The 22,502-nt window shown below is 52.6% G+C and carries 20 protein-coding genes; 10 read left to right on the top strand and 10 right to left on the bottom strand.

Features of this window, described 5'->3' with window-relative positions; all coding sequences use genetic code 11:
* Positions 1-51: 51 nt before the first annotated feature.
* Positions 52-1,035, bottom strand: a complete 984-nt coding sequence (locus H144_RS31720; protein ID WP_033402496.1) for a glycosyltransferase family 2 protein — start codon at positions 1,033-1,035, stop codon at positions 52-54.
* A 206-nt stretch (positions 1,036-1,241) separates the two neighbouring features.
* On the opposite strand from H144_RS31720, the gene pgeF reads away from it, so the two are divergent.
* A complete protein-coding gene (pgeF, locus tag H144_RS0111375; RefSeq protein ID WP_019942188.1) occupies positions 1,242-2,012 on the top strand; it encodes a peptidoglycan editing factor PgeF in 771 nt (256 codons plus the stop codon).
* A gap of 59 nt (positions 2,013-2,071) precedes the next feature.
* On the opposite strand, the gene H144_RS0111370 is transcribed toward pgeF, so the two are convergent.
* The 3 genes from H144_RS0111370 to H144_RS0111360 form a co-directional block, all read right to left on the bottom strand.
* Positions 2,072-2,512: a hypothetical protein gene (locus tag H144_RS0111370; protein ID WP_019942187.1), complete on the bottom strand. Its 441-nt coding sequence runs from the start codon at positions 2,510-2,512 to the stop codon at positions 2,072-2,074.
* A gap of 140 nt (positions 2,513-2,652) precedes the next feature.
* Positions 2,653-3,183 (bottom strand): RNA methyltransferase, encoded by a 531-nt coding sequence (locus tag H144_RS0111365; protein WP_019942186.1) that lies wholly within the window; start codon positions 3,181-3,183, stop codon positions 2,653-2,655.
* 78 nt (positions 3,184-3,261) lie between these two features.
* Entirely contained in the window at positions 3,262-3,882 is a 621-nt protein-coding gene (locus H144_RS0111360; RefSeq protein WP_019942185.1) for a response regulator transcription factor, read from the bottom strand.
* Between the two features lie 537 nt (positions 3,883-4,419).
* Here H144_RS0111360 and H144_RS33850 point away from each other — a divergent pair.
* Positions 4,420-5,139: a GNAT family N-acetyltransferase gene (locus H144_RS33850; RefSeq protein ID WP_084599941.1), complete on the top strand. Its 720-nt coding sequence runs from the start codon at positions 4,420-4,422 to the stop codon at positions 5,137-5,139.
* Here the strand turns inward: H144_RS33850 and H144_RS0111350 are convergent.
* Entirely contained in the window at positions 5,136-5,780 is a 645-nt protein-coding gene (locus tag H144_RS0111350) for a hypothetical protein (RefSeq protein ID WP_019942183.1), read from the bottom strand. The two genes, H144_RS33850 and H144_RS0111350, sit on opposite strands and share 4 nt — an antisense overlap.
* A 36-nt stretch (positions 5,781-5,816) precedes the next feature.
* Entirely contained in the window at positions 5,817-6,917 is a 1,101-nt protein-coding gene (gene wecB, locus H144_RS0111345) for a non-hydrolyzing UDP-N-acetylglucosamine 2-epimerase (protein ID WP_019942182.1), read from the bottom strand.
* A gap of 52 nt (positions 6,918-6,969) precedes the next feature.
* Between wecB and H144_RS0111340 the strand changes: the two genes are divergently transcribed.
* From H144_RS0111340 to H144_RS0111325, 4 genes are all read left to right on the top strand, one after another.
* A complete protein-coding gene (locus tag H144_RS0111340) occupies positions 6,970-8,490 on the top strand; it encodes a lipopolysaccharide biosynthesis protein (RefSeq protein ID WP_019942181.1) in 1,521 nt (506 codons plus the stop codon).
* Between the two features lie 123 nt (positions 8,491-8,613).
* Positions 8,614-9,228: a class I SAM-dependent methyltransferase gene (locus H144_RS0111335; RefSeq protein WP_019942180.1), complete on the top strand. Its 615-nt coding sequence runs from the start codon at positions 8,614-8,616 to the stop codon at positions 9,226-9,228.
* Between the two features lie 8 nt (positions 9,229-9,236).
* Positions 9,237-10,133: a glycosyltransferase gene (locus tag H144_RS31715; protein ID WP_033402495.1), complete on the top strand. Its 897-nt coding sequence runs from the start codon at positions 9,237-9,239 to the stop codon at positions 10,131-10,133.
* A 12-nt stretch (positions 10,134-10,145) separates the two neighbouring features.
* Positions 10,146-10,952 (top strand): FkbM family methyltransferase, encoded by an 807-nt coding sequence (locus H144_RS0111325; protein ID WP_019942178.1) that lies wholly within the window; start codon positions 10,146-10,148, stop codon positions 10,950-10,952.
* Between the two features lie 29 nt (positions 10,953-10,981).
* On the opposite strand, the gene H144_RS0111320 is transcribed toward H144_RS0111325, so the two are convergent.
* Together H144_RS0111320 and H144_RS0111315 are read right to left on the bottom strand one after the other, a co-directional pair.
* Entirely contained in the window at positions 10,982-12,241 is a 1,260-nt protein-coding gene (locus tag H144_RS0111320) for a nucleotide sugar dehydrogenase (RefSeq protein WP_019942177.1), read from the bottom strand.
* Positions 12,242-12,473: 232 nt separating this feature from the next.
* Positions 12,474-13,382, bottom strand: coding sequence for a class I SAM-dependent methyltransferase (locus H144_RS0111315; RefSeq protein ID WP_019942176.1), 909 nt, complete (start codon positions 13,380-13,382; stop codon positions 12,474-12,476).
* 138 nt (positions 13,383-13,520) lie between these two features.
* On the opposite strand from H144_RS0111315, the gene H144_RS0111310 reads away from it, so the two are divergent.
* The 4 genes from H144_RS0111310 (at position 13,521) to H144_RS0111295 (ending at position 20,177) form a co-directional block, all read left to right on the top strand.
* Positions 13,521-14,765, top strand: a complete 1,245-nt coding sequence (locus H144_RS0111310) for a glycosyltransferase family 4 protein (protein WP_026350611.1) — start codon at positions 13,521-13,523, stop codon at positions 14,763-14,765.
* The gene (locus tag H144_RS0111305) at positions 14,758-15,537 is read left to right on the top strand and encodes a glycosyltransferase family 2 protein (protein ID WP_019942174.1); all 780 of its coding nucleotides are present in this window, start codon (positions 14,758-14,760) and stop codon (positions 15,535-15,537) included. The genes H144_RS0111310 and H144_RS0111305 overlap by 8 nt, the downstream gene beginning before the upstream one ends.
* A 147-nt stretch (positions 15,538-15,684) precedes the next feature.
* Positions 15,685-18,789, top strand: a complete 3,105-nt coding sequence (locus H144_RS0111300) for a SusC/RagA family TonB-linked outer membrane protein (protein ID WP_019942173.1) — start codon at positions 15,685-15,687, stop codon at positions 18,787-18,789.
* A 14-nt stretch (positions 18,790-18,803) separates the two neighbouring features.
* The gene (locus tag H144_RS0111295; protein WP_019942172.1) at positions 18,804-20,177 is read left to right on the top strand and encodes a RagB/SusD family nutrient uptake outer membrane protein; all 1,374 of its coding nucleotides are present in this window, start codon (positions 18,804-18,806) and stop codon (positions 20,175-20,177) included.
* Between the two features lie 74 nt (positions 20,178-20,251).
* Here H144_RS0111295 and H144_RS0111290 read toward each other — a convergent pair whose 3' ends face one another.
* Positions 20,252-21,556 carry a DUF4302 domain-containing protein gene (locus H144_RS0111290; RefSeq protein ID WP_019942171.1) on the bottom strand — a complete coding sequence of 435 codons (1,305 nt, stop codon included), beginning with the start codon at positions 21,554-21,556 and terminating at the stop codon, positions 20,252-20,254.
* Between the two features lie 6 nt (positions 21,557-21,562).
* Positions 21,563-22,495 (bottom strand): zinc-binding metallopeptidase, encoded by a 933-nt coding sequence (locus tag H144_RS0111285; RefSeq protein ID WP_019942170.1) that lies wholly within the window; start codon positions 22,493-22,495, stop codon positions 21,563-21,565.
* Positions 22,496-22,502: the final 7 nt, after the last annotated feature.

Raw genomic sequence — 22,502 nt, 5'->3', positions numbered from 1 at the left:
AAAAAAGGCCATTTCGCATTGAAATGGCCTTTTTTGTTGCCATCAATTCTGTCAGGACGCCCTGCTTTTCAGGTTATATAGGTTGATGGCGAAGAAACTGTATATTTTCATAAAAACCGGCGGGATGATGAAGTCCCGGATCACCTCTTTCTTCCGCTCCGGCGAGGGGTCCGCCATCGAGAGGTACTTCACCGCATATTTGACCCGCGGCCAGTACGTATCGCCGTACTCTTTCGAAAACAGCATTTTATAGTAGTAGGTTGCGATGTTCTTCGTCAGCAGATCATGGTATTTGTATTTCAATTCCTTGTCGATATTGGTATACATTTCAATGCGATTGAACAGGAAATCGGCGCCGTAATGGTTGTCGGCGAAACTGGCGCCGCCGCGTTGCTTCCGGTAAACGGACATTACTTCGTCGATATAGCCGATCGGGCCGCGCGTGGCGAGCATGATGTTGCGGGGGATATCCCCGCTCGTCGATTTGTTCGTCCATTCCGGGTCGGGATTCTTCGCAAAATCCTCGCGACGGAACATTAACGCGGAAGTTGCGATGAAGCAAAGCTCGTCCTCACCGATGAGGTCATCGACGGTAAATTCTCTCTTTTTTAATGAATTCACCAGGTAGGGCGGCGCGGCATTGTCGTCGAAAATAACCCTTGCATTGTGGAAGCAGGCGGAGTAATGCGGGTTAGCATCCATCATTTCGACCTGCTTTTGCAGTTTGTCGGGCACGAGCAGGTAATCGTCACCGTCAAACTGCGCAATGTACTCGCCTCTGGCAGCCGCGAAGGTGGCTAATGCATTGAACTTTCCATTCAGGCCCATGTTTTTGGGGTGCAGCAAAAGCCTGATTTTATCGGGGAAACGTTGCTGGTACTCGGTTAATATGGCTCGGGTGTTGTCTTTGGAGAGATCGTCCCCGACTACAATTTCGAAATCAAAAGTAGTCTCCTGCATGAGGATCGAATCCAGCATTTTGGCTACAAATTTTTCGTGGTTGTAGGTGACTACACACACACTCACTTTTATCATAGTTACACGTTCATTGATTGAGCGGTATCGCCCGGCACAAATTTAGCTGAATTATACGCAAAATTCGCGCCCGGCTATTTTACGGTTCCATTGCGAAACGCCGCCGGGCAGATAACCCCGTTGGTATAAAATAAATTCGGCCCGAAATGTTTCGCGCAGCGCGATCGTTTAATTTTGGTACTCATTTCCTTTAAAAAACAATTCGAATGCTCGCTTCCCCGACGACAGACCAGCGTCCCATATTCCGCAAACCAGCCATTTTTAATCCATTTCCCGAACTGGTAGCTGCCGAAAGCACACGCCACGGCGGAGTGAGCACGGGGCACTATCAATCCCTTAACCTGGGCGGCTCGCAGGATTCGCAGGAAAATATCCTGCAAAATAACCGCATTTTCTTCGGCTCGCTCGGCATTCCTTTCGAACAGGTGGCCAAAGCACACCAGGTACACGGGACGGACATCGTGGTCGTGACCGAGCCCTCCCGTTTCGAAGGCTTCGACGCCCTCATTACCAATGTTGCGGCCATTCACCTGGCCGTGACCGTGGCGGATTGCACGCCGATCCTCATTTACGACCGCATTACCGGCGCTGTGGCAGCCATTCACGCGGGCTGGAAGGGAACGGTCGGCGGTATTGTGGAAAAGACCGTGGCCGCAATGCGGGCACACTACGGTACAAATCCGGCCGACTGCCTGGGCTACGTGGGCACGTGCATCGACGAATGCAGTTTCGAGGTAGACAACGACGTGGCGCAGCATTTTACATCTGTTTATAAGCGTTGGGACGAAGCTTCGGGGAAATTCCTGGTAAACCTGAAAGCCTCCAACCGCGATCAACTGATCCGCAGCGGCCTGACGCCTGAAAATATCGAAGTATCGCCCTATTCCACCGTCATTCACAACGACGATTACTTCTCGCACCGGGCAGAAAAAGGTTTGACGGGCCGCCTGCTCGTGACGATAGGCCGTAGAGCATAAAACAAGACGGCCAGCACCGGGTACCGATGCTGGCCGTCTTGGGTATTTGCCGGAAACGATTAAGCGTTTTCGGGGGCAGGAGCTTCTGCTGCGGGAGCCGCGGCAGGTTTGGCTGCCGGTCTGGCAGGAGCTGCCTTCGGGGCAGCAGGTTTAGCAGGCGCTTTCGGCGCGCTGGCTTCTTTGCCAACGGTTGGCTTGGCAGGCGCCGCTACGGGCGCTTTCGATGAAGCTGCTGCTACCAGTGCCGCTACCTTTTCAGCTTTCTGCGCTTTGCTCTTTTTCCCGTCTTTTTTATCCTTTACTTTCTTTTCCGCGTTTTTAGCGTCCTTGGCTTTTTTCTTAAGCGTTTCTTTTTCGAATTTGGCTACTTTCTTCGCCAGTTTGGCAGCCGCTTTCTCGATCGATCTCTTTATTTTTTTCGAACCGGCAGATACTGACTCGATTTTTCCGGTAAGTGTCTCAGCAATTTCTGTCGATAACTTCTTGGTAGCGGATTTCATAAACCTGATATTAAGAATTACAGTGATGATACATGACGCCTGGCTCTGAAAACGAGGTACGAGACGTCCGTTTTGTCGTCAGACAATAACCTACAAATACCCATTATTAATTTATAAATAGCAAATTTTCGATATTATTTTTATATTATCTTTTTACGGATATAATCCCAAAGCACGATACCTGCCGACACGGAAACGTTGAAAGAGTGCTTCGTACCAAACTGGGGGATTTCCAGGCATCCGTCCGACGCCGCAATGGCCTCGTTACTTACGCCTTCCACCTCATTCCCGAATACAAACGCATGTGCAACGCCGGGCTCCGGCTCGAAATGCTGCAACAATACGCTGCCCTCCGCCTGCTCCACGCACCATACCTTGTACCCCTGCGATTTCAGCGATTCCACAGCTTCCCTTGCGCCGGGCGACTTCTCCCACGCCACCGCCATCTCAGCCCCAAGCGCGCTGCGCGTAATCTCGCGGTGCGGGGGCGCCTGCGTGTACCCGCAAAGCACGATTTTCTCCGCCCTGAATGCGTCGGCTGTACGGAAAAACGACCCTATATTGTTCAGGCTCCTGATATTGTCCAGCACGATCACCAACGGAAATTTGTCGGCCTCCCGGAACTGTTCGACCGACAGGCGGTCCATTTCGTCTACACGCAGCTTACGCATGAATTACTCGTTTAATGTCATAAAAAAGGGTTTCTGCACCTGGTACAGAAACCCTTTTTCGATATGGTAAGAAAAAAATTACTTGATCTTGGTGATCAGCTCTACGATGTTCTTTACGCCCAGCTTTTCGAAGATGCGGGCTTTGTAAGTACTTACGGTAGAGAGCTGCAAGTTCAGTTTCTCTGCAATTTTTGCGGTACCCAACCCCTCCTTCAGAAGGTTCATCACGTCGGTTTCCCGCGGCGAAAGGCTCACGATCGGGTCCGGCATGTATTCCTTCGGGTTGATGAGACGATTGATATTCATTTGCTGCATATCTTCGCTCATGTACTTTTTGTTATTCAAAACGCTCATTACCGCAGTTTTGAACTCTTCTTCGGGTGCATCTTTGGAAAGGTAACCGTCGGCACCTGCTTGGAGGTACATCAGGCCGTAAAGTTGCTCGTCGTAGCTGGAAAACATCAGTATCCTGATACCCGGTGATTTCGCGCGAATGGTTTCCACCATTTTGGTAGTGTTACCGCCGGGAATATTGATATCCAGGATCAGGAGGTCATAAGCCTTCGTCTCGAGTTCCTGAAGAATTTTATCAAAATCGTCGACATCCGAAATGGTAGAGTCCGGAATCAGTGATTTGAGGAGGTGTTTGGTACCGATTCTTACCACGGCGTGGTCTTCGGCGATCAGTATGTGTTTCATGGATGGGTTGGGTCCGATGGGTGTAAAAAAATACTGGTGTCAAATTAATCCGGGCAATCAGTTTCCAGCTTTGTGATTGCCCTTTGCAAGACTATCCTGATTACCAACCAGTACAATTTTGTACATTCTCATTGAACTGATTTGATGAATTAACAAAAATAGTAATCAGCATTGTATTAAACATAAAAAATATCAAATTAGTATACCAAATATTTATCAAATTCCTTGATCTGAGCAGATTTAGTACACATCTTATAACTTTTGGGCCCGGTCAGTAGTAATATTACACACACTTCACGCTGCTCATGGACTAATGCCGACGCCGATGTCGCGGTATTTCCATTGGAGCAGGCACCATTTCCTTCTACCGCCCCCTGGCTGTTCTTCCAAAGAGCGCAACTCGGCGCACACTCTTCTGACGTAATTTATTCATTTATTCTAACTTCCAAAGCCTCTGGTGGCATTTTGGCCGTATTTCACTGCTTACGAGGCTCTCCGGACTGGATTTCACCTCCCTGCGCTCCATTTGGAGGCATTATGCCGTCGGAAGGTTGCTCCCGATCACAACTGTTGTTCCTGCTCGCCTGCATCCGTGAATGGGTATCCGGACAAGGCGGCCGCACACTGGTCGTTAAAACGGCCCCTTCCTGCTACGCTCCTTCCGCGCACGACTTGTGCCACGAATGCTACCTCGTTTCCGGTTTTTTACCCAATCATACTTATTCTAACCATTATATTCCAATTGGTAATGAGGATTTTGGGCTAATAATTGAGCCTGCGGAGCGGCGGCGGTTAGTGAAAGGCAAAAAGGCCGGACTGGAAATGAGCTGGAAAACAGGCCCGATCGACGAAACTGTCGTCGGTTTTTTGCGGCGATGCAGCGCCGCGCACGGCTACGAATGCGCCGAATCGCTCGAAAAACTGGCAAATTCCACCAGTCTCAATCCTGGAAATTACGTGATTCTAACGGCAGTACTTCACGACAAGCCCGTTGCGGCAGCCGTGATGGTGCGGGTGAGCGATACGATACTGTACCATTATACATCCGGTTATTTGCCCGAATACCGCTCGCTGAGCCCCTCGCTGGTACTTTTTGAAGCGGCTTTCGCATACGCCCGTCGTGAAAACATGGCATTGCTCGACCTCGGCATTTCACTCGATCATCGCGGGCATGGCAAGCCTTCGCTCAGCCGTTTCAAGGAGCGCATTGGCGGGAAAGAATGCGTGAAAATCGTTTACAGGGCCGTCTTGGCCTAAATGCCCAGACAGTTGCCGTCACGGTAGAACACGCTGGTGCAGGTTTCAATACCCACAATCGGCGCCATACCGATGAAATCGAGGCGGCGGTAGCCTTTTCCGGCCAGATATTCCTTGGCGCCGGTGTACCAGTCGCGCTCGGAATTATCGAGAATGAGCACGCCTTCGGGCAGGAGGTAATCCACAGCGTACTTGGCGCATTTGACGCGGTTACGACCGTCCACGACCACAATATGGTACTTCACGCCCGTCGATTGTACGGATTTGACATAGCTGTCGCCCAATGGACGTTCCAGTACCTCGGCATTCGACGGCAGTTTCGGTTTGATCTGCGCGATCCACTCGCGGTCGTGCTCCACGGCGGAAATGTGCTTGACGCGGGCGGCATACCAGCGGGTGGAATTACCGGAACCATATTCAAAAACCTCGAATTCAGGCTTTAAACGCGGTTTTAAGAAAAGTATAAAAGGATAGGTATACCAGGGAAGCGGGTCACCGTTGATATCAATCGATTGTTTGGCGTGGAAGCTTTTAAACCAGCCGTATTGTTTCAGCGCGCCGTCCAGGTACAGCTGAACGCTACCACCGAGGCCTGTCTGGTTCAATAGGCCCCAGGCAACACTTTTTATCCTTTTGAGCATCGTAAATTCAGAGCGTGAGTCATCTACTGCACAAACCTACGAATTAATGTATTTTTCTCTCAAAATATTCGCGATCCGATCTGCCGCAAGCCCGTCCCAGAGCGGAGGGATACTTGCTTCTTTTCCTTTGTGCAATGCAAATTCCAGTATGTTCCAAACCTTTTGCGCATTAAAATCGGGCAGCAGGTAATTGGTACCACACGCGATGGTAACCGGCCGCTCGGTACTGTTGCGTAAGGTGATGCAGGGGATTTTCAGAAAGGTAGTCTCTTCCTGCACGCCCCCGGAGTCGGTCAGCACGGCCGCGGCGTGGCGAACGAGGGTCAAAAACTGTATGTAGCCTTGCGGCGGAAGCATGGTAACGCTGCGCATGCATTCCAATTCTTGTATTAATCCAAATTCCATCAACCTGGAATGCGTGCGCGGGTGCACTACGAAAACTACCGGCCACCGCTTGCTCACCACGGAAAGTACAGCCAGGATGTTCCTCAACCCGCAGGCGTGATCGACATTCGCCGGACGGTGCAGGGTCACGAGCAGGTACTGCCCGGCAGTGATTTCCCATTGCGCCAGGATAGCCGGATCGTCGATCCGTTCCCGCATCATCCGTAGCGAATCGATCATCACATTCCCCACTAAATGAATGCGGGCGGGATCGACACTTTCGCGCAGCAGGTTTTCCATCCCCGCTGCCTCGGTCACAAACAGCTCGTCGGCCATCGCATCGGTGAGAATGCGGTTCATTTCCTCGGGCATCGTGCGGTCGCGGCTGCGCAGGCCCGCCTCCACGTGCGCGAGCGGGATGCGCATCTGCACAGCCGCGAGCGCGCAGGCGAGCGTGGAGGTCACGTCACCCACCACGATCACCAGGTCGGGCGTCTCTTCCCGGATTACCGTTTCGAATGCCCGCATGATCTCGGCCGTCTGCGTGGTGACCGATCCGAGCCCGACGCCGAGGAAATGGTCGGGCGGCGGAATGCAAAGCTGCTCGAAAAATATCCCGGACATCGCAAAGTCGTGGTGCTGGCCGGTGTGCACGATCCGCGAATGCATATCCGGGTAGCGGAGGAAAGCGCGGTGCAATGGCGCTATTTTCACGAAATTGGGCCTGGCACCCACTACATTCAGGATTTTCATGTTATTCTGCCGCTTTTTCTCGTACTTCGTCCCGTAATCAAGTGGTGCCTCAATGGGGATTATTGTACGTCAGGGATTTAAGAGTTCCATTGTTTCATACGTCGGTGTTGTCATCGGAATTTTCAATATCCTGATCCTTTACAACCAGTATATGACCCAGGAACAACTGGGTTTGTATGCCTCCACCCTGCTCACGTTCCCGGTCATTTATATGTCTTTCGCATTGCTTGGCGTGCCTTCCGTGGCCGTCAGGTTCCACAGCCGGTTCCAGGACGAGGCCTCGCGCAGGCAGCTTTTTACATTCATCATCATTACGCCGCTCGTCGGGCTCACGGCATTTGCGCTGTTATACCTGCTTTTCAAGCCATTATATCTCAAATTTTACCTCGACCACTCCCCCATGCTGGTCAGGTACTATTATGTATTCATTCCCCTGACGGTGGGAATGGTGTACCTGCTCGCGCTGGAATCCTATTCGCGCATTAACCTGCGCATTGCCGTGCCGTCGCTGATCCGCGAGGTGGGCCTCCGGCTGGCAAACAGCCTGTTGGTATTGCTGTTCGGTTTCAAAGTGATCACTTTCGATACGATGGTGAACCTGACCGTCGTCAGCTATGGCGTTGCGATCGCGGCCATGCTCGTATACCTGCGCTTCCAGAACCGCCTTTTCACCTCCCTCGATTTCGGCTTTATCAGACATCCCGCATTCAAGGAAATGTACCGTTACGGGCTGTGGGTGCTGCTCGGCGGCGCGAGCGCGGCATTGCTTCCGCACATTGAAAAAGTACTCCTGCCGGCATTCGAAGGCGGACTGGGCAGCACGGCGATTTTCGATATTGCCTCGCGCATTGCCCTGGTGATCTCCATTCCGCGGAACGCCATTGTCATGATCAGCGCACCCATTATTTCAGAAGCTTACGTCCGGAACGACATCCCGCATATCGATACCATTTACAAGAAATCGTCCCTTAACCTCTTCATCATCGGCACGTTCCTCTTTCTCGGTATCTGGTGCAATATCGACGCGATTTTCAGCCTCATTCCCAAATCCGACATTTACGCGCAAGGCAAATGGGTAGTGCTCATGGTGGGCATCTCGCGCATTGCCGATATGATGACCGGCTTGAACACCGAAATCCTCACCAACTCCCGCTTCTACCGCTACGACATCGTTTTCATGCTCTTTTTCACCGTACTGATCCTGACGGCCAGTCAATTCCTGATCCCGCTTTACGGCTACAACGGCGCGGCAGCGGCAGCACTCATCGCGACGGTTACCTACAATGTGGTCAAGCTGTTTTTTATCAAAAGTAAAATGGGGATTCAACCCTTCACGGCAGGTACGGCCAAGGTTTTGTTATTGGCAGCGCTCACTTATCTGACGGTGCATTTCATCCCGGCACCGGCAAGCCGCGCATTGGTGCCCGTACTGATCGACATGGCAATACGGTCGGTGATCGTCACCGTGATCTTCGGCGGCGGCATTCTGGTGTGGCGGGTTTCCGAGGACATTTCGGCCGGGTTTACTATGGGATGGGCAATGGTAAGGTCTGTTGTTTTCAAGCGAAAATAGGGCAACCCGGCCCGAAGCAGACGATTACGGCCCCGTACTGCCCGCTGTCATTTCAACTTTTGCTATCTTTGGCCACGTAACCGTACCGATTACCCGTAACGGCTCAACATTTCCGGATTCACGATGTCTTTAAAACAAAAAATAGTAGCAGGCCTTCTGAAAGAGCCTTACAGCCGTTTTCAACTAACCAGCTACGACCGTACCAAGCCCGTCAAACTGGTGGTAGGCTCTATGTATTCGCTTTTCAAAGGCTGGATACATTCCGACATCGAGACATTGAACCTGCTGAAAAAGAGCGACTGGCAGCGGTATTTCCTCGAAGATTCGATAGACCGCATCCTGGCCGAGCACGTGTGGGAGCACCTCACGCCCGAGCAGGGCCAGCTGGCATTTGCCAATTGCTATACTTTCCTCAAACCCGGCGGCGTACTCCGCGTGGCCGTTCCCGACGGTTTTAATCCCAGTGAAGAATATATCGAGTATGTAAAACCCGGCGGGACGGGTAATGGGGCCGACGACCATAAGTTGCTTTATAATTACAAAATCATGTCCGGCTTTCTCGAAAATGTAGGTTTCAAGGTAAACCTGCTCGAATATTTCGACGAGAATGGTCAGTTTCACAAAGCGCCCTGGAATGCGGAGGACGGCATGATACGCCGCTCGGCCGACCATGACGAGCGCAACAAAAACGGGAAGCTCGGCTACACTTCCCTGATCATCGACGCAATCAAAAGCTGAAAATAGATTTGTCAGGTCCGATCGCACCCATTGTTTTGTTTTGCTACAACCGCCCCGGGCATTTGCAGCGAACGGTAGAAAGCTTACGGATGAACATGCTGGCCGCCGAAAGCGAGCTGTACGTGTATTCCGACGGCCCGAAAAGCGAAAGCGACCGGCAGCAAGTCAGTGAAGTGCGCGCATACCTCGCAAAGGTTACCGGCTTCCGGCAGGTACATGTTATAGAGGCTGAAAAAAATAAGGGCCTGGCGCGTTCGGTGACCGAAGGGGTAAGTGCTGTACTTTCGAGATACCCGAAAGTGATCGTCCTCGAAGACGATATGCTCAGCACGACCGATTTCCTGACATTCATGAACAATGCGCTGGATACCTATGCGGAGCGCGACGATATTTATTCGGTAACGGGCTACACGCCGCCGCTCGAATTTCCCCAAAACTACCTGCACGATGTGTACCTCGTGCCGCGCGCGAGCTCGTGGGGCTGGGGCACCTGGGCGCACAAATGGGCGAATGCGGATTGGCAGGTAACCGGTTTCGACAAGTTAAAAAGCGACCCGTTCCAACGCGAAGCATTTACGCTCGGTGGTGAGGACCTCTGGCCCATGCTCGCCAAGCAGCAGAAGGGCATCATCGATTCGTGGGCTATTCGCTGGACGTATTCGCAGTTTACCCATCAGGCCTACGGGCTCTATCCGGTCCGTTCGAAGATTAAAAACATCGGGACGGATGGCAGCGGCACTAATTTTACGTTCACTTCGGCAGAATACGGCCAGGAAATGGCCGAGGGTAATGTGGTGATGCCGCCTGACCTCACACTTGACGGGAGTATGATCGCCGCATTCCGGAGATATTACCGGTTGCCATTTCTTTTAAAAATTAAAAACAAGGTCAAATACGGCATTTGACCTCCCGACAATATGTACTGGCTTCGTTACCTGCTTAAAGAACCTTATCACGCGCTCAGTTCCGCCCGGAACCGGGAGTTTATGGCATTGCTGCTCAAATACGGGAACCGCGCACGTTACCAGCTGACCGACGTAGCATTCGGTGCATTCAGGCTGAAAGTCCCCGATGTGATGTCGTTCCTATGGCAGCATAAGGAGATTTTCGCGGACGAGTTTTACCATTTCGAAACGAGCCAGCCGCAGCCCGTCGTTTTCGATTGCGGTGCGAATATTGGAATGAGCGTTCTGTATTTTAAAAAGCTATATCCCAAAGCACGGGTGCTGGCATTTGAAGCGGAACCCGCCATTGCGTCGCTGCTTCGGCAAAACCTGGAAAGCAATGGGGTTCAGGACGTTGAAATCGTAGACAAGGCCGTCTGGACGAACGAGGATGGCATCTGGTTCGGCAGCGAATCGGCCGATTCTTCTTCCATTTATTCCACCTCTCAAAAGAGGAAGATAGCGTCCGTTCGCCTGAAAGATTACCTCGAAAACGAGGGCCGTATCGATTTTCTCAAAATGGACATTGAGGGTGCTGAAATCGACGTACTGAATGACTGCCGCGCTTCGCTGGGGAATGTGCAGAACCTGTTTGTAGAATTTCACTCCTATATCGGCAATGCACAGGGGCTTGCGGATGTGGTGAAGGTGTTTGAAGAAAATGGCTTCCGCTATTATGTGGATACCAACCAGCACCGCCTGCGGCCATTCACGAACCATCGCTACCGGGGCAACGATGTGATGGACCTGCAACTAAACATCTTCGGCTGGCGCGAATAACCGGCATTGGCTGCCAATATGGGCTGCATTTACAGCCGCGAGTCGACCATTTCCTGCGGCAACACCGATTTTAAATCGAATATCACCGAATCCGGGCCGGTGAATTCACTGAACTCCATTACCCGGAATTCCTGATGCGCTACGGCCAGGACCACCGCTTCGTAAGAACCCACAGGCCTGTTCAGCAAGGCAACATGGTATTCGGCCAGTACCTGCTCTTCCGATGCCCACGGATCGTAAACTTCTACCTGCATGCCAAAATCAGTGAGCTCGCGGTACACGTCGATCACCCGCGTGTTGCGGATATCGGGGCAATTTTCCTTGAACGTAATGCCGAGGATCAGTACCCGGCTGCCTTCTATTTTGTGGCCTTTGCGGATCATGAGCTTTACCAGTTTGTTGGCCACGAAAACGCCCATCATATCATTTACCCTACGGCCGGAGAGAATTACTTGCGGGTAATACCCCAGCGACTCTGCCTTGTACGCCAGGTAATACGGGTCCACGCCAATGCAATGCCCGCCGACGAGCCCCGGTTTGTATTTGAGGAAATTCCATTTGGTACCAGCGGCTTCGAGCACTTCCGTGGTATCGATATGCATCCGGTCAAAGATTAATGCGAGCTCGTTCACAAAAGAAATATTCACGTCCCGCTGGGCATTTTCAATGGCTTTGGACGCCTCAGCCACCTTAATGCTCGAAGCCAGGTGCGTTCCAGCCTCGATCACCGATGCGTACAGATCGTCCACAAACCGCGCGATTTCGGGGGTGGAGCCGGACGTCACCTTCCTGATTTTCGTGAATGTATTGACCTTATCACCCGGGTTGATGCGCTCTGGCGAGTACCCGCAGAAAAAGTCTTTATTGAATGTCAACCCGCTTTCGCGTTCCAGCACCGGTACGCAATCGTCTTCGGTACAGCCGGGGTACACGGTCGATTCGTAAATCACTACGTCCCCGCTTTTCAGCATCTGCCCGATCATCGTGCTGGCTTTCAGCAAATGGCTGAGGTTAGGCTTTTTGTAGTGATCCACAGGCGTAGGAACGGTCACAATGAACACATTACACGCCGCCAACTCCGTCGGATCCCACGAAAATGTAAGGTTTACCGCCTCCCGCAGATCCTGCCGCGAAATTTCTTTCGTCGTATCGTAGGCGTCTTTCAGTTCCTGGATACGCCGCCTGTTGATATCGAACCCGACCACCGGATATTTCCCGCTAAAAGCCACTGCCAGCGGCAAACCGACATAACCAAGCCCGATAACGGCAATCCTGACATCTGGTAACATGGAAGGTAATCTATTAATGTTTGGGCATAAAACTAGGCATATTTCGCCTATCGAAAAATTCCGCCCGATTCGGTGACCAAAGTGAAATTGTTACGTATTCCATATAGTAGTCACATCTACATACACTAAATTTTATGGAATTACAGGTGATGTTCGAACTAACGAAGGAAGAGTACGCATGGTCAAAGGTCACAATTTGTGACCTTTGACCATGCCGCAATCCAGCACAAACTCAATGCGCGTAGGGGTTCGGCGGGAAAATGTGCACCTGGAAGCCTTCCGCCTGCATGGCTTTCATCACCTGCTCGGATGGCAGCTTTTTGAAAATCACCGCACAAAGCACTTGTGAAGGCATGAGCGATGCTTTTACCAGAAAATCATGGAATGCGAGCTTGCGCTTGATCTTCCGGAATGCCGGCGACGAATCGTCCGCCTTTTCCTGGGCGTAGGATGGATGATAATAGTTGTTGTTGATGCCTTTGAAAGCGACCGCGGGCAGGCCCATACCGTTGGCGAGCTTGTCCATTTCGCGCTCCGAGAGTTTGAAAACATAGTTGCCGACTGTTTCAAACGAATACCGGTTTTTCCAGTATTTCTGCAATGCGCTGGTATCGAACCGATCGAAAATATTCCTTAATGCCAGCAGGAATGGCATTTTGGAGATCGGGTCGTGCGGCTCGATGAGGATCACGGCCTCGCGCGCCACGCGTGCCATCTCGTACACACCCAGGTACGGGCGCGGAAAATGGTGGTAGGCTTCTTTGCAGAAAACGTAGTCGAAACTATTGTCCGCGAACGTCAAATGCTCCACATTTTCGACGGCGTAATGCTCGATGAAGCCCCGTTCTTTCGATAATGGCAGAAATGTGCCGGCAATGTCGCTGGCGGTGGCGTCGAGCCCTTTTTTATAAAAAAAATTCGCATCGAAGCCGTAACCGTCGCCCACCGTCAGCCACGATTTTTTTTCCTGTACAAACGGGTTGGTCAGTTCCAGCTGGCGTTTGTGAATCCAGTTGTTGATCGTCTGATGCGCATTATCATACTCCCACAGTTCAATGGCCTTATTTTTAGCCTCCTGCGTTGCATATTGCAATTCATACCATTCCGAATGCGCCTCGTGGCTCCGTTTTTCGCTTGACATCTCGTCGGGTTACTGATTTGGCAATAAAGATAGTTTCATCGAATAAAAATTATTTAAAGGCAGAACTATTAATTTTACCGCCATGGAATGCCGTCGGACTTCATCATTCTGCCAAACACAAGTTATCACAGCGATCAAATGGTACTTCAACTAAGTACTTTTCATTGGGAAGGAGGCGCCGGGGTCGCTGCGGCAAGATTGCACGAGGCATTGCTCCAAGCGGGCGTCGATTCGCACCTGATGGTTTCGGAAATATCCCGCCCCGGCCCAAACACCGTCGCCTGGGCCGACAGCCCGTGGAGATCGAAGAAAGCCTGGGGAAATTTCGTGCTGGAAAGGCTCTGGTTCCTGCCGCACGAGAAGGACCAGTCCGTGCGCTTCGCATTCTCGCCCGCCGTGGCGGGCGCCGATATCAGCGGGCATCCGCTGGTAAAGCAGGCGAGTATCATCCATTTGCATTGGGTCAATTTCGGCTTCCTTTCGCTGCCATCGCTCGAAAAACTCTTCGCGCTCGGTAAACCGATCGTGTGGACGCTGCATGATATGTGGACGTTCACCGGCGGCTGCCATTACAACCGCGGCTGCGATCACTATTTGTCGCATTGCCATTATTGCCCCTACCTCCGGAAACCCGGTGAATACGACATTTCTTTTGCACAATTCGAGCAAAAACAACGCATCTACGCCCAGGCACCGCTGACATTGGTTTCGCCAAGCCGCTGGCTCGACGGTCTCGTGCAAAAAGCCGCGCTCACGACCAGAATACCATCCCGCGCCATCCCGAACTGCATTGATACCGATTTTTTCAAGCCCGGCGACCGCATAGCCGCGCGGAACGAATGGGCCTTGCCAACCGATAAAAAGCTGCTCCTTTTCGCAGGGGCTAACACGCAAGACCCGCGCAAGGGTTTCGCCTACTTCCGCGAGGCCATGCAAGATCCGGCGCTGGCCGGTACGGAAGTGATGATTTTAGGAAAAGGCGAGCCTGAAAACTTCCGCGATATGCCCGTTAAAGTGCATTTTTTAGGCAAAATCTCCGACCCGCGCCAAATGGTAAAGGCCTACAATGCGGCCGATGTACTCATTGTACCCTCGCTGGAAGACAACCTGCCGAATACCATCATGGAAGCTATGGCATGCGGAACACCGGCAGTCGGCTTCGATACCGGCGGGATTCCCGAGATGATCGGGCACCTCGAAAATGGTTATGTGGCCAAAACCAGATCCGCCTCCTCGCTTGCCGAAGGCATTCAATGGGTGCTAAACCATAATGCGGCCGGCGCCGTTTCCGGACTTGCACGTGAAAAAGTCCTGCAACATTATTCCCGCGAAGTGGTGGCCGGGCTGTATTCCCAACTTTACGATTCCCTGCTGCATGGATAACAGCCCGCTCCTGTCGATCGTCACCATCACTTTCCAGGCCGAACGCTTCCTCGACCGCACGTTAAACAGTGTTCAAAAAGCATTGAAGCACGTCGGTGACCCCATGCAGGTCGAATACCTGATCATCGACGGCGGCTCTTCGGACAGCACCTTGCAAATAGCCGACCGGTACGGATCGATGATTTCCCGGATAGTTTCGGAACGGGACAATGGCCTTTACGACGCCATGAACAAGGGCATGCAGCTCGCCACAGGCCGTTATCTGTGGTTTTTGAACGCAGGCGACGAAGCATTTGACGAATATACCCTCCAAAACCTGCTCCAATCTTTCGAAACCGGCGCCGATGTCTATTACAGCGATGCCATGATGGTTCGCGACGATGGCACGGAAGTCGGGCTGCGAAGCCGGTTTACGCCCCATACCTTACCTCAGAACCTCCGCTGGCAGGACTTCGCACTCGGCATGAAGGTCTGCCATCAGGCATTCATTGCCCGAAAATCCATCGCCCCGCTTTACGACGACCAAAACCTCAGCGCCGACATCGACTGGGAGATAGCATGTCTCAAAAATGCCCGGAAGGTGCAATATGCCCCATTCGTCATCTGCCGCTACCTGCTGGGAGGACTGTCCGTCAAAAACCACCGCCGGTCGCTCATCGACCGCTTCAAAGTGCTGCGCAGGCATTTCGGACTTCTCCCAACCATTTTTGACCATTTACGAATATTCTGGCGGGGTTATCGCTTTGCGAAGCGCAACGGCAAATACTGGTAAAACGTCGACAAAATATTATATTTTTTCCAGTTATTTTATCAAAATATAACTTAGGTTATTTCGAATAAATTCATAATAAAATTTGGTTATTTCTACAACAACAATATATTTGTTTGCAATAACCTATAATAACCAAACCTAACTGTTATGAACAAATTTTTCCCGCTAATGCTGCTGGGATGGGCACTGCTATGGCTTCCCGCCGCTGCCCAGGGCGTCAGGATCACCGGAAAGGTCACGACCAGTGAAGATGCCTCTCCCCTGCCTGGTGCTTCCATCCAGCTAAAGGGTTCGAACGTCGGTACGCAGACGGACTCCGAAGGTGCCTACGCAATCGACGTGCCTTCTTCCAATTCGGTGCTTGTATTCAGTTTTGTGGGCATGGTGGCCCAGGAAATTGTTGTGGCCAACCAGAGCGAGATCGACGTGAAGCTCGTGAGCGACACGCGCAGCCTCTCCGAAGTAGTGGTGACGGGCTACGGCTCGCAGATCAAGCGCGACCTGACGGGAAACATTGCCCAGGTAAAAGGGACGGAAATCCAGAATATGCCCGTTGCGAGTGTAGACGCGGCCATTCAGGGGCGTGCGGCGGGTGTGTATGTGAACAGCGGCACAGGCAAGCTCGGGCAGGCCATCAACGTGCGCGTGCGCGGGAACTCGTCCATCAGCGCGAGTAGCCAGCCGCTTTACGTAGTCGACGGGATGCCTGTCACGACGGCCGACCTGAGCAACAATGGCGGTGCTACCAACCCATTGTCCGACATTAACTCCAACGACATCGAATCGATCGAAATCCTGAAAGACGCCTCCGCCGGCGCCATTTACGGTTCCCGTGCGGCGAATGGCGTGGTACTCATCACCACCAAACGCGGCAAGGCGGGAAAAACCAACGTGAGCGTCAACTACCAGCTCGGCTCCTCCGAAGCGACCCGCCGGGTGAAGTTCCTCAATGCGGATGAATACGTCAAGTTCTACACAATGGCGGCCAACAACCGCGACCGGATCGACGGTACCGATACGCAAGACCCGGATTCATATACCCAATACATGCTCGGCGAAGGAGGGTTTCTCGACTATTATAGTCTGGGCACCTACAATACGCCCCAGCAGCAGAATTATTCGTGGCAGGACCAGGCGTTCCGGAAAGGCCCGATGCAGCAGCTCGACCTGCAACTGAACGGGGGGAATGAGAAGACCAAATTCTTTCTTTCGGGACAGTATCTTGACCAGACAGGCACCCTTGTCGGCAATGACCTCCAACGCATTTCCGGCCGTATGAACCTCGACCACCAGGCCAACAAATGGTTGCAGATCGGTCTTTCGATGGGATTGGCAAGGACTATCAATCGCCGCCTGCCGGGCGACAACGCATTCTCGAACCCGCTCCAAATGGCAGCCCTTACCCCGCTGACGCCATTTACCGACCCGGAAACGGGCCTGCCGACCGGAACACCGCCGGGCGACGTGAACGTGCCGCTCTATTTCAACCCGATGATCGCGATCAACTATGCGAAGTTCGAGGCGACGTCGTTCCGTAACCTGACCAATGCATTCGCGCAGATCAATATCCTGCCCGACCTGAAATTCCGCAGCGAGCTGGGAATAGACCTTTTGAACCAGAACGAGGAAGGCTATTACCAAAGCCAGAACGTGCGCAACGTGAGCACCGCCAGCAGCGGGTTGGGCAACACCTATGCGACGTTTGTCACCAATTACAATACCAACAACTTTTTTTCCTACGACAAAACGCTCGGCAGCCACAACATCGGGGCGACTTTGGGCATGTCGTACCAGCAGTCGCAGCGCAAGCTGAGCTTTGTGGAAGGCACGCAATTCCCTTCCGATTCGTACAAGAAAATCGCCAGCGCGGCGACCAAATCGGACGGCAGCACGAGCGAGACGAACTTCCGTTTCCTCTCCTATTTCCTGCGGATGAACTACAAGTTTGCCGACAAATACCTGCTTTCGGCCAGCGCGCGTATCGACGGCTCTTCGCGTTTCGGGGTCAATTCGCGCTACGGCTTCTTCCCGTCGGTGTCGCTGGGCTGGGTGCTCACGGAAGAAGGTTTTCTCAAAAACAACAATGCGCTCAGCTTCCTGAAACTTCGTGGGAGCTATGGTTCGACGGGTAACTCCGAAATCGGCGACTTCCCGCAGCTGGGCCTTTTCTCGGGCGATGCGGGTTATGCAGGCTCGGCCGGTCAGCGTCCGTCGCAGATTGGCAATCCCGATTTGAAATGGGAAACGACCCGCCAGGCGGATTTCGGCATTGATTTTGGCTTGTTCAACAACCGGATCAGTGGGGAAATCGATTATTATGTTAAAAAAACCAATGGCCTTTTGCTGGAAGTGAACGTGCCTGCAACGTCGGGTTTCTCGGTACAGTTCGCCAATGTCGGCAAGCTGGAAAACAAGGGTTTTGAATTTGTATTAAATACCCAAAACACGGTCGGCGCATTCCGCTGGAACACTTCGTTCAACATCGCGAACAACAAGAATAAGGTAACCGACATCCAGGGCCAGGTGATCGAGGGCGGTATCCGCAGCATGAGCCGTGTAATGGAAGGCCAGCCGGTCGGTGTTTTTTATACCGTGGAATATGCGGGCGTGGACCGTGCCAATGGCAATGCATTGTTTTACAAAAACACACCGAACCCCGACGGCTCCGTAGACCGCTCGACTGTCACCAACAGCGGCTACAACAGCGCCACGCGCGTGGTGGCGGGCAATCCCAACCCGAAATTCGTGGGCGGTATCACCAACACATTTTCCTATAAGGGCATCGACCTGAGCGTGTTCTTCAACGGCGTTTCGGGCAACAAGATCAATTTCTACGGCGTGGGCCAGTATTCTTCGGCAAACGGTATTTATGAAGACAACCAGACGGCGGACCAGCTCAATGCCTGGACGCCCGAAAACCCCGATACCGACGTTCCGGAAGCACGTTTCTACCGTGGTAATGGTAATCAGGCGTCGTCACGCTACATTTTCGACGGCTCCTACCTGCGCCTGCGCTCGCTTTCGCTCGGTTACACGCTGCCTTCGGAACTGGTGCGCCGGATGAAAATGGACCGGATACGCCTCTACGTGTCGGCGCTGAACCTGGCCACATTCACCAATTACAAAGGCTGGGACCCGGAGGTGAATACCGACGATATGAGCGACAAAGACCTGAAATTCGCCTTGGGTAACGACTTCTATACCGCCCCTCAGCCGCGCACATTGCTGGTAGGCATCAACATTGGATTTTAATTTTTGGAAAAATCATGAAAAAGAACAGATATACATTACCGGCAACGCTCCTGGCCGCTATGCTGGCCGTCACCGGCTGCAACAGCAAGCTGGACGTGGCGCCGACCCAGAGTATCGACGAAAATGTGGCGCTGGGTACTTCCCGCGACGTGGAGGTGACGCTTATCGGATGCTATGACGGCTTGCAGGACATCGACGTGTACGGCGGCGCATTCCAGTATGCCTCCGAGCTCCTGGGCAACAGCGACGAGCTCGGTTTCGGCGGGACCTTCCAGAACCTGCTCGAAATGTACAACCACGAAATGACCACCAACAATGCGACCGCCACCACCACCTGGCGCGATTCGTATGTGGCGATCAACCGGTGCAACAATGTGCTTTCTGCACTGGCGATCGTCGACGAGGACAAGCGCGCACGGATCGAAGGGGAAGCCCGGTTTATCCGCGGATCGATCTATTTTGATCTGGTGAGGTTATATGCCAAAACCTGGGGCGACGGCGACAATGGCGCGAACCCCGGCGTGCCGCTCGTGCTGAAACCGACGAGGGGCGTGACGGAGGCCGATAAAATCGCGAGAAATTCCGTTGCGGAAGTGTATGCGCAGGTTTTGGAGGACCTTACCACAGCGAAATCGCTGCTGCCGGAGAGCAACACTTTCTACGCGACGAAATATGCGGCTTCGGCCCAGCTTTCGCGGGTGTATTTAATGCAGGGTAACTATGCGGCAGCTCGCGACGAGGCCAATGAAGTGATCACTTCCGGCGACTTTTCGCTTAACACGGCGTTTGAATCGCTGTTTTTCACATTCCTCGACAATGGCGGCGCCAACCCGGACGAGTACATTTTTTCGATGATCGTGACGCAGCAGGACGGCGTGAACGATATGAATACCTTCTTCGGCACGACCATTTCGTCGATTCCCGGCACGGCCGGCCGGGGTGATATCCGCGTGCTGGCGAAGCACAGAAGCCTTTACGAGGCGGGCGACAAGCGCGGGGCATTTTTTGTGAGCACCAACAACACGTTTACCCAGAAACACCTCGACAAATTTGGTAATGTGCTGCAATTCCGCCTGGCCGAAATGTACCTCACGCGCGCGGAGGCGAACCTACGCCTGAACACGCAGACAGGCGCCGCGCCCCTGGCCGACCTGAATGCCATCCGCACCCGCGCCGGCCTGAAAGCGGCTGCTACGGCGACCATCGAGTCGGTATTGAAAGAGCGGCACCTGGAACTGGCATTTGAAGGGCATACGCTCCACGATGCCAAGCGCACGCGCCAGAATGTGGGCGCACTACCTTACAATTCGCCGAAACTCATCATGCCGATCCCGCAACGCGAAATGGATGTCAACAAGCAGCTCGTCCAGAATGCAGGTTATAATTAAGATTTGTATTAAAACACAAAAAAGCACTCCTGGGCGGGAGTGCTTTTTTGTTGAACGGCTATTTGGAATGCCTTCTATTCCCAGGTAATCCACGATTTCGCATCCTTGGCACTTACCATGTCGTAGGTGGTTTCGGATGTCTGGATCAGGTAAAAACCGGCCGGATCATAAAGCAGCTTCGCAGATTCTGCCGCTGCTCCCGTTGCCGGAATGGTGCCATAGGTGCCCGCCGAGGTGAATACCGCTCTTCCGTCGGAAGTAAATGTCGGCGGCGCCGGTGCGTGGCCGTAATCAAGAAATATGTTTTCGCCGTCGAAGAAAATCGGCGCAAACAGGTCGTTTCGGGAGCTTACGCCGGGCTGATAAACATAAAATGCGAATATCGATTCGTCGGATTTCAAATCGGCTACTTTGAATGCATCGTCGACGCCATTCACGTGGAAGCCGGTCGAGGAGCGCCAGTCGCCACCCGACTCGATGGGCGTCTGCCACCATCTTTTCGAAGCGGCCAGGTCCGTCGACAAAGGCTTGATCGCACTCACGACGGTCCCGTTGGCACCGCCGCCTGTGAGTCCGAGCTGCGTCGTGTTGGCATTCCAGGTAATGTTGCCAAAGCCCGTGATCGTTTGCGAGCCGTTCACGAGCGGCGATACGAACACCACACCCAACTGGTTAAAGTAGTAGCTGGTGGTAAATGTCCTCGGCGAGCTGCCATTGAGCCACGTCATTTTGATTGTCCGGGTTGCCTGGTTGACAACGAGCTCGTACGTATTGGCGCCCAATGTAATGCGCTTGAAATAGGGCTGGTACTTGGCAATGTTATTGAACAAAAGTCCTTTTGCGAGATCCCCATTGGTGTAGGCGGTCGCCTGAGCCTGCGTGGCCTTGGTGAGCACGAGGCGGCTCTGGTTTTTACGGCCTACAAGCGTAATCACGTCGGTTTTCACCGAATCGGGGAAAATGCTGAATTCAAAATCGGATTTCAACCCTTCGCCGCGCGTGCCGTTGTTGACGCTCTCGTCGGGATCGGCCAGCACGTGCAGGTAGGAGTAGGTATCGAAAATGAGGGAAGGCGTTTGCATTGCTTTCAGGCGGTAGCTGCTTTCCTTGGACTTTGCCGCCGAAGCATCCGCAAAGTCGGAATACATCGTCACCCGGTTTTTATCGTCGAATTTGAAATAGAAACCATAACTGCCTCCGCCACCGGGGTAAATGACCGCATTCCAGCCGTAGGGAGCCTCCACGAGCTGCTTTTCGTAAGATGCCAATGCCGCATTCAAACGCACATCCGCCGATTCCTCAAACACCGTGTCGTCGCTGTTTTCGCAGGAGAAGAAAACAGTGGTCAGAAAGAGCAGGTATAATAATGATCTATTCATCTGGCATTAAAAAAGTTTATTCATCGAAGTCCGCACCCGTTTTTGCAGACTGTAAAAATCAATTTTCCAGGTATTCTTGTAATAAGCCACAATAATAGCCTCTTTTTGCCGCAATGCTGCCTGCGCCTGTGCCTTTGTTACACCGTGCGGGCTGGTACCTTCTGGAATGGAATTCACCAGTTTTTCGAACCCAACCTTGCCTTCCGTAAGCATCATCGCGATCATTTCCACAAAATCCTCGTCAAATGCCGACGAACTGTAAGCTGTGATAAAGCCATCGCGGCGTGCATCCGCATCACTCCAGTTGATCCAGTTTCCGCCCTGGTAATAGGCTTTGGAAATGTTTTTGTACTCCACCGGGTAGAGCACGGTCTGATGCAGGATATGCCCGAATTCGTGGTGGATCGTGTGCAGGAACCAGTCTTTCACAAACGACGAATCCTTGCCCGGATCGTAACCCGCCATTCCTTTGATTTTAAATAAATTCACCCCATACAAAATCACCTTCCGGCCGCCTTCCGCCGTTCCGAGCGTTACCGAGCCTTCGGAATTGTATTCGTTACTACCCGAGAGAATGAAGAATTTGGGCGAATATTTATTATAAAACACCTTTCCGGCCTCTTCCACGTACGGGTTCGTCCATGCTTTGCGGATCGTGCTCAGCAACGGCACCACCTGCGCTTCGTCGGGCGGGACGAGGTTCTTGGTCAGGTTACCGAACTCGAACTGGTCCCATTTGTACTTGGCCGAAATATTATAAGGCGCCACGAGGCTGTCCTCGATCCATTTATCGATCGGCCCTTTCGCGTACTGGTCCCCTCCCAGGCCTGGGATATCGTCCACATTCCCGATGTCTTCTTCTTTACAAGAGGTTAACGTCGTGCTGAAAAGCAGCGCGGCTACCATGCAGGAAGTGATATGTTTAAATAGCATTTTCATAATTCAA

Source organism: Dyadobacter beijingensis DSM 21582, assembly GCF_000382205.1.
In the GTDB taxonomy this organism is placed as follows: Bacteria; Bacteroidota; Bacteroidia; order Cytophagales; family Spirosomataceae; genus Dyadobacter; species Dyadobacter beijingensis.
Note: the sequence above shows the minus strand (reverse complement) of the source record. Positions and strands in the feature narration are given on the sequence as shown.

Bases quoted from the DNA above. Each gene is read 5' to 3' on its own strand.
- H144_RS33850 (WP_084599941.1), top strand. From the start codon at position 4,420: ATGCCGTCGGAAGGTTGCTCCCGATCACAACTGTTGTTCCTGCTCGCC.
- H144_RS0111370 (WP_019942187.1), bottom strand. From the start codon at position 2,512: ATGAAATCCGCTACCAAGAAGTTATCGACAGAAATTGCTGAGACACTT.
- pgeF (WP_019942188.1), top strand. From the start codon at position 1,242: ATGCTCGCTTCCCCGACGACAGACCAGCGTCCCATATTCCGCAAACCA.
- H144_RS0111325 (WP_019942178.1), top strand. From the start codon at position 10,146: ATGTACTGGCTTCGTTACCTGCTTAAAGAACCTTATCACGCGCTCAGT.
- H144_RS0111365 (WP_019942186.1), bottom strand. From the start codon at position 3,183: ATGCGTAAGCTGCGTGTAGACGAAATGGACCGCCTGTCGGTCGAACAG.
- H144_RS0111350 (WP_019942183.1), bottom strand. From the start codon at position 5,780: ATGCTCAAAAGGATAAAAAGTGTTGCCTGGGGCCTATTGAACCAGACA.
- H144_RS0111285 (WP_019942170.1), bottom strand. From the start codon at position 22,495: ATGAAAATGCTATTTAAACATATCACTTCCTGCATGGTAGCCGCGCTG.
- H144_RS0111315 (WP_019942176.1), bottom strand. From the start codon at position 13,382: ATGTCAAGCGAAAAACGGAGCCACGAGGCGCATTCGGAATGGTATGAA.
- H144_RS0111335 (WP_019942180.1), top strand. From the start codon at position 8,614: ATGTCTTTAAAACAAAAAATAGTAGCAGGCCTTCTGAAAGAGCCTTAC.
- H144_RS31720 (WP_033402496.1), bottom strand. From the start codon at position 1,035: ATGATAAAAGTGAGTGTGTGTGTAGTCACCTACAACCACGAAAAATTT.
- wecB (WP_019942182.1), bottom strand. From the start codon at position 6,917: ATGAAAATCCTGAATGTAGTGGGTGCCAGGCCCAATTTCGTGAAAATA.
- H144_RS0111340 (WP_019942181.1), top strand. From the start codon at position 6,970: ATGGGGATTATTGTACGTCAGGGATTTAAGAGTTCCATTGTTTCATAC.
- H144_RS0111295 (WP_019942172.1), top strand. From the start codon at position 18,804: ATGAAAAAGAACAGATATACATTACCGGCAACGCTCCTGGCCGCTATG.
- H144_RS0111290 (WP_019942171.1), bottom strand. From the start codon at position 21,556: ATGAATAGATCATTATTATACCTGCTCTTTCTGACCACTGTTTTCTTC.
- H144_RS0111360 (WP_019942185.1), bottom strand. From the start codon at position 3,882: ATGAAACACATACTGATCGCCGAAGACCACGCCGTGGTAAGAATCGGT.
- H144_RS0111305 (WP_019942174.1), top strand. From the start codon at position 14,758: ATGGATAACAGCCCGCTCCTGTCGATCGTCACCATCACTTTCCAGGCC.
- H144_RS0111320 (WP_019942177.1), bottom strand. From the start codon at position 12,241: ATGTTACCAGATGTCAGGATTGCCGTTATCGGGCTTGGTTATGTCGGT.
- H144_RS0111300 (WP_019942173.1), top strand. From the start codon at position 15,685: ATGAACAAATTTTTCCCGCTAATGCTGCTGGGATGGGCACTGCTATGG.
- H144_RS0111310 (WP_026350611.1), top strand. From the start codon at position 13,521: ATGGTACTTCAACTAAGTACTTTTCATTGGGAAGGAGGCGCCGGGGTC.